Genomic DNA, 11,910 nt, shown 5'->3' on the forward strand with positions numbered 1-11,910 from the left:
ATATTGGGGGCATGAAATGGACCGAGCTCAGCGACGAAGCCTGCCCCGTGGCCCGCAGCCTGTCGGTTGTCGGCGACCGCTGGACCCTGCTGATCCTGCGCGACGCCTTCCGCGGCGTCCGGCGGTTCGAGAAATTCCAGACCAATCTCGGCGTCACCCGCCACGTGCTGGTCGAGCGTCTGCGCCGACTGGAGGCCAACGGCATCCTGCGCCGCGAGCCCTACCAGGAGCGTCCGCTCCGCCACGAATACCGGCTGACCGAGGCGGGCAAGGAGCTGGGCCCCATCCTGGTGCTGCTGGGCGAGTGGGGCGAACGGCGCCTGCCGAGCGAGAACGGGGTGCGCCTCGCCCATGTGTTCCGCGACACGGGCGAGCCGATCGAGCCGACGCTGGCCGACGCCCGCTCGGGCCGCCTGATCGGGCCGCGCGACATGCTCACCCGGTTCGCAAGCGGCGAGGATGTCGGGGGCGATGGGGGCGACGGGGCCGGCGAGGCAGAAGCCGGCTGAACCGGGCGCCGCCGCGGCGCCCTTCCCGACACCGACACCGGCGCCCGTGACGGGACCCGCAGCGGCCCTGCGGCGTCGCGGCGGGCCGGCCGTCCTGCGCCGGGTTCGCGGAATCGGCCGGCTTCGGCTAGACTGGCGGCGCGGGTTCCGGGGGCGCCGCCGACCTCCGCGCCGAAGCGCCCCTCGCCCGCCGTCGCTCGTCCCCATCCGCTCGCATCGGAGCCCGCCGTCATGTCGCGCATCAATATCGACTTCGTGCAGGACCTGCTGTCGGCGCTTCGTCTGAACGATCGCGCCCCTTCGGCCCGCGGGGCGGGAGCGCCGGCGCGGCGGCTGGAACAGGCCTGCGGCAAGCTCTCTCGCCCCTCGGGCGAAGCCGCGCGGATCGCCGCCGCGGCCGAGGCGCTCGCGGCCTATGGCGAGCTGACCGCGCCGGAAAAGGCCGATTTCTTCCGCCGCCTGCTGGTCGAGGAAGGCGCCGACGCCGCGGCCCTGCGCGCCGCCTATGCCAGGTGGGAAACCGCGGTGCTCGCCCGTGACGCCGCCGCGCCGGCGACGGCGCCGGTGATCGCCACGGCGCCGGCGGAGACGACGGAGGCCGGCGCGCCCATGCTCTCCGTGGCGCCCGAACCCGCGCCCGAACCCGCCCCGGACGCCCCCGATCCGCAGGCGCTGGCGGAGGAAGCCGCGGCCGCCGAAGCCGGCCTCGTCCGCGCCGCCGAGCCGCGCCGGCAGGAGCTTCTGCGCGCGCTCAACCTCTGCCCCGGCGGCACCATCGCGCTGGTGCGGATGCGCGAAGACCTGCTCGCCGCCCTGCGCGAGGATCGGGCGCTGGCCGCCGTGGACCAGGATTTCGCGCATCTGTTCCGGTCCTGGTTCAACCGCGGCTTTCTGGTGCTGCGCGAGATCGACTGGAACACGCCCGCCGCGATCCTCGAAAAGATCGTGGCCTACGAGGCCGTCCACGAAATCCGCGACTGGGACGACCTGCGCCGCCGGCTGGACCCGCCGGACCGGCGCTGCTTCGCCTTCTTCCACCCCGCCACCGGCGACGAGCCGCTGGTCTTCGTCGAAGTGGCGCTGACCGACGGCGTTCCGGGCGCCATCGCGCCGGTGCTGTCGGGGGGCGGCGCCGTGGCCCCGCGGGATGCGGACACGGCGGTGTTCTACTCGATCTCCAACTGCCAGAAGGGGCTCAAGGGGGTCTCCTTCGGCTCCTTCCTCATCAAGCAGGTGGTGCAGGAGCTGTCGCGGGAACTGCCGGGGCTCAAGACCTTCGTCACGCTGTCCCCCGCGCCGGGCTTCGCCGCATGGCTGGCGGAGGAGGGGACGCGGGACGCGGGCCTCGCCGCGCTGGAGGAGGCGCTGGGCGATCGCGGCTGGCTGACCGACGAGGCGGCGCGCAAGGCGCTGACCCCGCGGGCCGAGGCGGCGGCGGCGCGCTATTACCAGGACGCGCGGACCCCGGACGGCCGGCCGCTGGACCCGGTGGCGCGGTTCCATCTGGGCAACGGCGCGGCCTTGGCCGACGTGCACTGGCCCGCCGACATGTCCGAACGCGGGCTCGCCCAGGCGCATGGCGTGATGGTGAACTACCTCTACGACCTCGACCGGATCGACGCCCGACACGAGGCGTTCAGCAAGGACGGAACCGTCGCCATGCTGGCCCCGGTGCGCAAGATGGCCAAGGCCGCCGACCGCGCCGCCTGAGGCTGGGCGCCGCCCCCCCCCCTTCCGCCAGGGTCCGCCCGCCCCGCTCTCTGGCCCCCCTCGACGCCGAGGAGGGGAGGCGCGGGCGGCGCGCTCGCGCAAGACGGTCCTGCGTTCCGCATCGCGGTCCGAATGCGACGACCCGCGCCTTGCGATCCGGTCGCGCAACGGTAAGGTCCGCTTAGTTCGCGGGCCCGCCCGCCGACCCAACGCAGATCAACGCCCGCCTGCCGGCCCCCGGCGCGACGGGCGACAAGGGATGGACGCCGCCGATGACCGACCTCGCCGAACCCGCCGCTCCGCTGGTGATCAAGACGCTCGACGCCCCGGGCCATGTCTTCGAGCCGCTCCCCGCCCGGGTTCGCCGCCACGCCGCCGAGCGTCCCGACGCCCCGGCCCTGGCCGAAAGCGGCGGGAAGGTCATCGCCTGGGGCGAGCTCTCGGGCATCGTCGCGCGCGCCGCCGCGAAGCTGATGGCCTGCGGCGTGACGCGGGGCGACGTGATCCCGGTGCTGGCCACCGCGCCGGTGGAATACACGCTCGCCTATCTCGCGGGTCTGACTGCGGCGGGCTGCGTGGCGCCGCTGCCGGTCATGGCCGCCGACGACACGCTGACCCGGATGATCGCCGACGGCGAGGGGCCGGTGATGATCGCGTCGGCCGACTACCGCGAGCGCGCCGAGGCCATCCTCGCCGCCGATCCCGCCATCGCCGGGCGTCGCAAGCTGGCGCTCGACTTCGAGGCGCCGGGCTGGGAGCCGCTGTTCGACCCGTCCGCCCCCGCGCCCGAGACGCTGCCCGAGATCGGGCCCGACGACCTGTTCAACATCATCTATTCCTCCGGCACGACCGGCGTGCCCAAGGGCATCGTCCATGACCACATGATGCGCACCCGCCAATGGCCGCGGATGCACGCCAAGGGCATGGACGCGGACAGCCGCATGATCCTGTCCACCCCGCTCTATTCCAACACCACGCTGGCCGGGCTGCTGCCGCTGCTCGCCGCCGGCGGCTTCGTGCGCTTCCAGCGCAAGTTCGACGCCGCCGACTGGTTCCGCATCGTGGCCGAGGAGAAGATCACCAACACCATGCTGGTCCCGGTGCTGGTGCAGCGCCTGATGACCAACCCGGACTTCGCCTCCGCCGACATCTCCTCGCTCAAGCTGACCACCTGCACGTCCTCGCCGCTGGCCCCGACCATCAAGAAGCGGATGCTCGACGAATGGCCGGGCGAGGTGATGGAGCTTTACGGCCTGACCGAGGGCGGCATCGGCACCGCGCTCGACCTCAAGGTCGACACGGGCAAGTGGGCCTCCGTCGGCAAGGCCGCGCCGGGGGCGGAGCTGATGGTGATCGACGAGGACCTGAACGTCCTGCCCGTGGGCGAGGTCGGCGAGGTCGTCGGCCGCTCCGCCACCGTCATGCGCGGCTATCACGGGCGCGAGGATCTGACCCAGAAGGCGCTGGTGCGGCTGGCGGACGGCGAGGTCTATTTCCGCACCGGCGACCTGGGCCGCATCGACGAGGACGGGTTCCTGTTCCTCGCCGGGCGCAAGAAGGACATGATCATCTCCGGCGGCTTCAACATCTACGCCACCGACCTGGAGGAGGCCCTGCACTCCCATCCCGACGTGTTGGAGGCCGGCGTGGCCGGCGCGCCCGACGAGGAATGGGGCGAGATCCCCTGGGCCGGCGTCGTGCTGCGCCCCGGCGCGACCGTGACCGAGGCCGATCTGATCGCCCATGCCAACGCCCGCCTGGGCAAGCTGCAACGGATCAAGCGGGTGTTCTTCATCGAGGTGCTGCCCCGCAACGCCATCGAGAAGGTCGACAAGCCCAACCTGCTCAAGCTGCTGCTCTCGCTGGCCTGAGCCTTCGCCTGCGCCTGCGCCTGCGCTCCGCGCCCCTGCGCCGGGCGCGCTCGCCCCGCGGTTCCGCCCGTCCCGATCGCTCGGGGCGGGCGTTTCTTGACGGGGCGGAGGAAAATCAACTTGTGATCGTGCTAAGCACCGAGTCGCGGTCCCGCCGGCTTCGGCGGGCGACCGCGCGAAACTCGGCGGAAAGGCACTCGACGACATGATGCGCTACACGATCTTCGTCCTGACCGGGGTCCTGGCGCTGGCGCTCTTCGCCATCGCGCTGGCCTTGCCCGGCTACGACCTGATGGCCTCGCTGGCCGGCGTGGTGATGACCGGATTGTTCATTCTCGGCGTCACCGACCTGATGCAGACCCGGCACGCGGTGCTGCGCAACTATCCCGTCATCGGCCATATGCGCTGGCTGTTCGAGGGCATCCGCCCCGAGATCCGCCAGTACCTGATCGAAAGCGACGAGGACGAAGAGCCCTTCAGCCGCGAGGTCCGCTCCCTCGTCTACCAGCGCGCCAAGAACGTCGAGGACAAGAAGCCCTTCGGCACCCATGAGCGCGTGTACGATGCGGGCTATTCGTGGATGACCCACTCGGTCGCCACCAAGCATGTCACCGATTTCGACTTCCGCGTGTCGATCGGCGGACCGGACTGCAAGCAGCCCTACAACGCCTCGATCTACAACATTTCGGCGATGAGCTTCGGGGCGCTGTCGGGCAACGCCATCCTGGCGCTGAACAAGGGCGCCAAGGCCGGCGGCTTCGCCCATGACACCGGGGAGGGCGGGATTTCGCGCTATCACCGGGAAGGCGGCGGCGACCTGATCTTCCAGATCGGCACCGGCTATTTCGGCTGCCGGCGCCCCGATGGCGGCTTCGACGAGGAGCGCTTCGCCGAACAGGCCGCCGATCCGCAGGTGAAGATGATCGAGCTGAAGCTGTCGCAGGGCGCCAAGCCCGGCCATGGCGGGATGCTGCCGGCCGCCAAGATCACGCCCGAGATCGCCGAGGCCCGTCACGTGCCGATGAACGAGGACTGCATCTCCCCGCCCTCGCATTCCGCCTTCAACACGCCGCTGGAGATGGTGGAGTTCATCGGCCGCCTGCGGGAGCTGTCGGGCGGCAAGCCGGTGGGCTTCAAGCTCTGCATCGGGCACCGGCGGGAATTCATGTGCATCGTCAAGGCGATGCTGAAAACCGACATCTACGCGGATTTCATCGTCGTGGACGGATCGGAAGGGGGCACCGGGGCCGCGCCGCTGGAATTCTCCAACCACATGGGGATGCCGCTTCAGGACGGGCTGATGATCGTCCACAACACCCTGCGCGGCGCCGGCATCCGCGGACGCATCCGCATCGGCGCGGCGGGCAAGATGGTCACCGCCTTCGATATCGCCCGCACGCTGGCGATGGGGGCGGACTGGTGCAACTCGGCCCGCGGCTTCATGTTCTCGGTCGGCTGCATCCAGGCTCAGGCCTGCCACACCAACGAATGCCCGGTGGGGGTCGCCACCCAGGACAAGCTGCGCCAGAAGGCCCTGAACGTGGCCGACAAGTCGGTGCGCGTGGCCAATTTCCACAACAACACCCTGAAGGCGCTGGGCCACATGATCGGCGCGGCGGGGCTGGAACAGCCCTATGAGCTGAGCCCCTATCACTTCAACTACCGCCAGCAGCGGGGCGAAACCATCGAGGGCGATCTGCTCTTCGTTCCGATCCATGACGGCAGCCTTCTGGACGGCTCCTGCAAGGACGAAAGCCTGATGAGCCGCTGGCGCCGGGCCCGGCCCGAAAGCTTCGCGCGCATGGACTGAGGCCGACCCGTCCCGCCCCCTCTCCCGCCTGTCGGGGAAGGGGGCGGGGGTGGGAGCGCGCGCGCGATCAGCCGCCCAGCAGCCGGGGCAGGAACAGCACGATCCCGGGGAAGATCAGCAGCAGGGCGACCCGCAGCATCTCGGCCGCGAAGAACGGCGCGACGCCCTTGAAGGTCTCGATCATCGGGACGTTCTTCGCCAGGCTCGAGATGACGAACACGTTCATCCCCACCGGCGGCGTGATCAGCCCCAGCTCCACCACGATCAGCGCCAGGATCCCGAACCAGACGTTCAGCTCGTCGGTGGAAAGCCCGAAGCCCGACCCCTCGGCCCCCTGGTAGATCCCGCCGTTCAGCTCGATCAGCACCGGCCAGAAGAACGGGATGACCAGCAGGATCATCGACAGGCTGTCGAGAAAACACCCCAGCACGATCAGCGCCAGCAGCAGCAGCAGCAGAACCACCATCGGGGTGAGGCCGGAGCCCGCGATCCAGGCCGCCGTCTCCTGCGGCAGGCCGATGCGGGACATGAAGATCTTCATCATCTCCGCGCCCAGCAGGATCAGGTAGATCATGCCGGACGAGCCCGCGGTCTCCTTCAGCGCCTCGATCATCTGGGGCAGGCGCAGGCGGCCCTGCAGCGTGCCCACCAGCCAGACCAGGAACACGCCCACTGCCGCGGCGGGCGTGGGATTGTAGAGCCCGGCGTAGATCCCCCCCAGCACCAGCGCGAAGATCGCCACCACCGGGATCACGCCCAGCGTGGCGGCGCGGCGCTCCTCCCGGCTCACGCGTTCGCCGCGGGGGCCGGCTTCGGGGCGCAGCGTGACATAGAGCGCGATGACGCCCAGAAACAGGACCACCGCGATCAGGCCGGGGACGAAGGCGGCCATGAACATGGTGACGATATTGGCCTCGGTGATGATCGCGTAGACGATCAGCACCACCGAGGGCGGGATCAGGATGCCCAGCACCCCGCCCGCCGCCAGCGTGCCGGTGGCCAGCGCGCCGGAATAGCGGTAGCGGGCGAGCTCGGGCAGGGCGACCCGGCCCATGGTCGAGGCGGTGGCCAGCGACGATCCGCAGACCGAGCCGAACCCCGCGCAGGCCGCGATCGCGGCCATCGCGGCGCCTCCGGGCAGGCGCCCCAGCCAGGCGTCGGCGGCGCGGAACAGCGCCTGGCTCAGCCCCGCCTTTGCCGCCAGCGCGCCCATCAGCACGAACATCGGGATCACCGACAGCGAATGGATGGAGAACTGCCCATAGGCCAGCGTCTTGAGCTGGTTGAGCATCAGGGCCGATCCGTTCAGCCAGGCGATGCCCAGCCCCGAAACCAGGATCATGGCGTAGGCGATGGGCATGCGCAGCGCGATCAGCGCCACCAGCGCGACCAGCGCGCCGACCCCCAGGGTCACGGCGTCGATCATGCCGGGCCGCTCCCCGCGCCCGGCGCCCGGCCCGCGGCGACCGGCGCGGCCTCGACCAGCGACACCAGCGCCGCCACCGCCAGCAGGGCCAGCGACACCAGGATCGGCGGGAAGGCCCACCACACGGGGACCGAAAGGATGGCGGTCATGTAGTCGTATTCCCGCTGATCCAGCATCCCCGCCCACATCCGCCACAGGAGCAGCAGCGCGAAGAACAGCGCCACCACGGCGGCGGCCAGCGCGAACCGCGCGGTCCAGGCGCGCGAGGCGCGGGCGGTGAAGATGTCGGCGGTGACGTTGGCGCCGGTCAGCTGGCACCAGGGCAGGAAGGCGAAGGCGGCGACGGCCACCCCCATCTCGGTCAGTTCGAAATCGCCGGGCACGGGGGCGCCGAAGACGCCCCCGATCACCGAGGCGGCGTTGATCGCCACCACCCCCAGCAGCAGCGCGCCGCCGGCCAGCGCCCAGAGCTCGATCGCCCGGGCCGCCGCGCCGGTCCAGCCGGCGCGGCGGGGCGGGGTCTCGGCGCCGGTCTCCGAGGTCATTCGGCGGCGTGCTTTTCGATCAGCGCGCGCGCCTCGTCGACCAGCGCCTGGCCGTCGATGCCCTTGCTCTTCACTTCCTCGACCCAGCGCCCCACCACCGGGTCCAGCGCCGCGGCGAAGGCGGCGCTTTCCTCGGGCGTCAGGGTGACGTGCTCGTTGCCGGCCTTGACCGCGAGCCCGATGCCGAAATCATCCGCGGCCCGCCAGATCTCTCCGACCCGGGCCTGCCATTCGGGGCCCGAGGCGTCGCGGAACGCCTTCTTGATGTCGTCGGGAAGACCGTCCCAGCGCGCCTGGTTCATCGAGACCTGGAAGGCGGTGGTGCCCAGCCGGCCCTCGTCGGCGAGTTCGACCTGATAGGCGGTCTGGTCCTGGATCTTCAGCGGCGGGATGATCTCGAACGGGATGAAGGCCCCGTCCACCACGCCCTTCTGCAGGGCGGGGGGCAGGTCGGGCACCGGCATGGCGACCGGGGTGGCGCCCAGCGCCTCGATCACCCAGGCGTTGGTGCGGGTGGGGGTGCGGATGTTGAGCCCCGCCAGATCGGCGGGCGTGCGCACCAGCTTGTCGCGCATCTGCATGGCCTGGCCGGCGTGGACATGCAGGAACATGACCTCCACGCCCTTGTAGTCGTCGGCCAGCGCGCCCGAGGCCAGCATCTCGTTCATCGCCAGATCCGCGGCGCGGGGATCGTTGGTGAAGACATTGGGAAGCTCGAACACCTCGGTGCGCGGGAACAGGCCCGGCGTGTAGCCGTTCACCGTCCAGATCAGATCCACGACCCCGTCGCGCACCTGGTTGATCAGCTCGGGCGGGCGGCCGCCCAGCGTCATGGCGGGGAAGATCTCGATCTTCACCCGGCCGCCGGAGTTCTCCTCCACCTGCTCGGCCCAGGGGACCAGCATGCGGGAATGGGCCGGCGCCTGGGCGGACAGCAGATGGTGAAGCTTGAAGGTGAATTCCTGCGCCCGGGCGCCGTCGGGCGCGGGCGTCAGGGCGAGGATCGCGGCGGGGATGGCTGCGGCCGCGGCGGCGGCCAGCCCGCGAAGGCCGGGTCTGCGTGTCGTGGTCATGGTTCCCTCCCAGGGTCCTTCGGTCGCGCAGGAGAGGGGCCTCCTCCCCCCGACCGCGCGCCGAGCGCTCGTTTCCGCCCGGGCGTTGCCCGTGCGTCGGCATAGATGATCTATCGCCTCCCACGCCCCACACGTCCAGTCGGGATCGCCCGCGCGCCCCTGACCGAGGCGGAATCAAGGCCGGGCTCCGGCGCGGATGCGGCGACGAAACGGCGCCGCGCGGGTCAGCGAGTCACGATGATGAAGATTTTTTAACCAGGCTGAAACCCGTTCATGAGGCGGCCGTATTTGGAAGGGTCAAGGCGCCCCCGCCCGCGGCGTATCGCGGGGCTTTCAGCGGCGGTGAGATAGCTCAAGCGTCAGACGCAGCGTGGTTTTCCGCGTCCAGCCGAGAACGGGGACCGACCGCCTGCAACGGTCGGCCCCCGGCCATTCCTCCCCGCTCGCGGGAGGCGGGCCCGGATGAGGCCGACCGATCCCGCCGGATCGGACGTCTTCGCCGGGGGCGCGGGGGAGGGACGGCGAGGCGCGTGTGGTTGCGTAAAGGGGGGCGCGGGTCGGGTATCGCGCGGAGCGTGCGAGGTGGAGTGCGTTGTCCGTAGCTTGGGGTCCGGTCGCGTCGATATCGGGCCGCGTCGCGTTGTTCGGGCCGGAGTCGCCGGCCGCGTGAAGAAGCGTCGAAGGCGCGCGGCCGTTCGCGCGCCGCGGTGTGGCGCCGCCGCCGGCCGATCCCCCGGACGCCCGCCGCTCCCGACCGGAGCGGTTGGCGCCCGGGGGGCGGCCGTCAAGCGTGTCCGGCGGGAAAGCTCCGTTCGGCCCGGCCCGCGGCGACGGGAAGCTCGGCGAGGTCCCGCACGAATTCCGCGACGGTGCGGGTCAGCGTCTCGCGCAGCTCCTCGCGATGGGTGTCGAGCCGGCTGATCGGCCCGCCCACCGCGATGCCCAGACAGGGGCCCGAGCCCGGTATTTCCAGCAGCGTGCAGATGGTGCCGGCCCCGCGCGAGGCGATGCCGAAGGTCTCGATATAGCCCTGCGCGCGGGCGAGGCGGACATTCTCCAGCGTGGCCTCCTCATCCGGCCAGCCGTCCTCGGCCCCGAACTCGGCCCGGTGGCGGCGCACGATCCGGCGGATGTCGTCGTCCGAGCGGCGGGTCAGCAGCATGATCCCGATCCCCGAGCCGTGCAGCGGCCGCACCAGCCCCGGGCGCAGCGAAAAACGCAGGTTGTGCGGGCTCTCGATGATCGAGAGATACTGCATGAACAGGCCCTTCTGTCCGCCCAGCAGCACCGATTCCTCGGTCTGCTCGGCCAGCGCCCGCATCAGGTTCTGCACCTGCTCGATATTCCCCGGCCCCCCCAGCGCCCAGTGCCCCAGAAAGGCCAGCCGCGGCGCCGGGCGATAGCGGCGGGTCTCCGGGTCGAACTCCACATAGCCCTGCGCGGCGAGCGTCTTCATCAGCGTCGAGACCGAGGATTGCGGCATCCGCAGCCCCTCCACGATCTCGCTGACCTTCAGGGCCCGACGTTCGGCCTCGAAGAACTCCAGGATCTCGATGACGCGCACCGCAGATTTCACCATTCCGCCGTAGCGGACTTCTTCCGAGCCGTCCAAGCTTCGTCTCCCGGGTAAAGCCATCAGGTAGGTGATGTTATATATCACTCTTTCGATGGCATGGCGACGCGACGCGTGCAAGTCTTCGGCTCTGACCGCGGCGGGACCCGGCGCCAACAGCCGGGCCGCGCGGTCGTGAATGGGAGGAACGACATGATGCTCGCCAGACCGGCGGCCGCCCTCGGCGCCGCCTTCGCCCTCGCGCTCGCCGCCGGAGCGGTCTCCGCCCCCGCCGCCAAGGCCGGGGAGGTGCTGTCCTTCACCACCTCCGCGACGCCGACCGCGCCGCAGTCCCCGGTCTTCGAGGCCTGGGCGAAGATGATCGAAGAGAAGACCAACGGCGACCTGGAGGTGGAATTCTACTACCAGCAGTCGCTGTCCAAGCTGGCCGACAATCTCAAGGCGGTGTCCTCCGGGCTGGCCGATATCGGCATCCTGGTTCCGGCCTACACGCGCACCGTGTTCCCGCTGACCTACCTGTCGTCGACCTCCTTCGGCACCGGCGATCCCTATGTGATCACCCAGGCCTGGCTGGCGACGCGCGACGCGTTCCCCGAGATCGCGGCGGAGGACGAGGCCAACAACCTCAAGTTCCTCACCAATCACTCCATCGGCTCGACGGTGCTGGTGGGCGACCAGTTCTACCCGACCCCGCAGGCGATGAACGGCAAGACCATGCGCCTGTCCTCGCACTGGACCTACGCGGCCAAGGCGCTGGACCTGGACGTGAACCCGGCGCGGATCCGGTCGCCGGAGACCTACACCTCGCTGGAGAAGGGGACGATCACCGGGTCGGTCACCTATCTGGGGCAGCTCTACCCCTACAAGCTCAACGAGGTGGCGGACCACCTGACGATCCTCGACCTCGGCCAGCACATGAACATGTATTACATGAACCTGGATCGCTGGAACGACCTGACCGACGAACAGCGCGAGATCATCGCCGGGTCGCTGCCGCAGCTGACGCTGGACCTCGCGCGGGCCGAGATCACCTTCGACGAGGAGAGCCTCGCCAAGGTGCAGGTCGACGAGACCTATCCGATGAAGGTGCTGAAGGTTGAGGGCGCGGACAAGGACGCCTGGCGGGCCGGGCTGAAGCCCAGCTACGACAACAACGTCGCCAAGGCGACCGAGGTCGATCCCGACGCGCCGAAGATCGCCGAGTTCTACATCGGCAAGGTCGACGCGCTGGAGGAGAAGATGAAGGCCGAGGGCTACCCCTGGTGAGCCCGCGCGCCGCGCCGGGGGCGGGATCGGGTCGGGCCTGAGCCCTGAGCTGAGCCCCGACCTGAGCCCCGGTCCTGGCCCCGGACCTTGCGTCCGGCCCGCCGCCTCCCTGTCCGCGCCGCGGCTT

Annotated in this window: 9 protein-coding genes; 5 read left to right on the top strand and 4 right to left on the bottom strand. The window is 70.5% G+C overall.

The window, feature by feature from the left end:
- The first annotated feature begins 11 nt into the window (after positions 1-11).
- From BLV24_RS00825 to BLV24_RS00840, 4 genes are all read left to right on the top strand, one after another.
- Positions 12-509: a winged helix-turn-helix transcriptional regulator gene (locus tag BLV24_RS00825; RefSeq protein WP_092679246.1), complete on the top strand. Its 498-nt coding sequence runs from the start codon at positions 12-14 to the stop codon at positions 507-509.
- Between the two features lie 231 nt (positions 510-740).
- Positions 741-2,219, top strand: a complete 1,479-nt coding sequence (locus tag BLV24_RS00830; protein ID WP_245710322.1) for a malonyl-CoA decarboxylase domain-containing protein — start codon at positions 741-743, stop codon at positions 2,217-2,219.
- Between the two features lie 272 nt (positions 2,220-2,491).
- Entirely contained in the window at positions 2,492-4,090 is a 1,599-nt protein-coding gene (locus BLV24_RS00835; protein WP_092679247.1) for a class I adenylate-forming enzyme family protein, read from the top strand.
- Between the two features lie 205 nt (positions 4,091-4,295).
- A complete protein-coding gene (locus BLV24_RS00840) occupies positions 4,296-5,900 on the top strand; it encodes an FMN-binding glutamate synthase family protein (protein WP_092679248.1) in 1,605 nt (534 codons plus the stop codon).
- A 67-nt stretch (positions 5,901-5,967) separates the two neighbouring features.
- Here BLV24_RS00840 and BLV24_RS00845 read toward each other — a convergent pair whose 3' ends face one another.
- From BLV24_RS00845 to BLV24_RS00860, 4 genes are all read right to left on the bottom strand, one after another.
- The gene (locus BLV24_RS00845) at positions 5,968-7,326 is read right to left on the bottom strand and encodes a TRAP transporter large permease (protein ID WP_092679249.1); all 1,359 of its coding nucleotides are present in this window, start codon (positions 7,324-7,326) and stop codon (positions 5,968-5,970) included.
- Positions 7,323-7,871 carry a TRAP transporter small permease subunit gene (locus BLV24_RS00850; RefSeq protein ID WP_092679250.1) on the bottom strand — a complete coding sequence of 183 codons (549 nt, stop codon included), beginning with the start codon at positions 7,869-7,871 and terminating at the stop codon, positions 7,323-7,325. Before BLV24_RS00850 ends, BLV24_RS00845 begins: the two co-directional genes overlap by 4 nt.
- The gene (locus BLV24_RS00855) at positions 7,868-8,944 is read right to left on the bottom strand and encodes a TRAP transporter substrate-binding protein (RefSeq protein ID WP_092679251.1); all 1,077 of its coding nucleotides are present in this window, start codon (positions 8,942-8,944) and stop codon (positions 7,868-7,870) included. The genes BLV24_RS00850 and BLV24_RS00855 overlap by 4 nt, the downstream gene beginning before the upstream one ends.
- A 784-nt stretch (positions 8,945-9,728) precedes the next feature.
- Positions 9,729-10,556, bottom strand: coding sequence for an IclR family transcriptional regulator (locus tag BLV24_RS00860; protein WP_218133318.1), 828 nt, complete (start codon positions 10,554-10,556; stop codon positions 9,729-9,731).
- Between the two features lie 153 nt (positions 10,557-10,709).
- Here BLV24_RS00860 and dctP point away from each other — a divergent pair, with 153 nt between their 5' ends.
- Positions 10,710-11,783 carry a TRAP transporter substrate-binding protein DctP gene (dctP, locus tag BLV24_RS00865; RefSeq protein ID WP_176954576.1) on the top strand — a complete coding sequence of 358 codons (1,074 nt, stop codon included), beginning with the start codon at positions 10,710-10,712 and terminating at the stop codon, positions 11,781-11,783.
- The last annotated feature ends 127 nt before the right edge of the window (positions 11,784-11,910 follow it).

The sequence above is a fragment of the Albimonas donghaensis genome (assembly GCF_900106695.1).
In the GTDB taxonomy this organism is placed as follows: Bacteria; Pseudomonadota; Alphaproteobacteria; order Rhodobacterales; family Rhodobacteraceae; genus Albimonas; species Albimonas donghaensis.

Bases quoted from the DNA above. Each gene is read 5' to 3' on its own strand.
- BLV24_RS00825 (WP_092679246.1), top strand. From the start codon at position 12: ATGAAATGGACCGAGCTCAGCGACGAAGCCTGCCCCGTGGCCCGCAGC.
- BLV24_RS00830 (WP_245710322.1), top strand. From the start codon at position 741: ATGTCGCGCATCAATATCGACTTCGTGCAGGACCTGCTGTCGGCGCTT.
- BLV24_RS00835 (WP_092679247.1), top strand. From the start codon at position 2,492: ATGACCGACCTCGCCGAACCCGCCGCTCCGCTGGTGATCAAGACGCTC.
- BLV24_RS00840 (WP_092679248.1), top strand. From the start codon at position 4,296: ATGATGCGCTACACGATCTTCGTCCTGACCGGGGTCCTGGCGCTGGCG.
- BLV24_RS00845 (WP_092679249.1), bottom strand. From the start codon at position 7,326: ATGATCGACGCCGTGACCCTGGGGGTCGGCGCGCTGGTCGCGCTGGTG.
- BLV24_RS00850 (WP_092679250.1), bottom strand. From the start codon at position 7,871: ATGACCTCGGAGACCGGCGCCGAGACCCCGCCCCGCCGCGCCGGCTGG.
- BLV24_RS00855 (WP_092679251.1), bottom strand. From the start codon at position 8,944: ATGACCACGACACGCAGACCCGGCCTTCGCGGGCTGGCCGCCGCCGCG.
- dctP (WP_176954576.1), top strand. From the start codon at position 10,710: ATGATGCTCGCCAGACCGGCGGCCGCCCTCGGCGCCGCCTTCGCCCTC.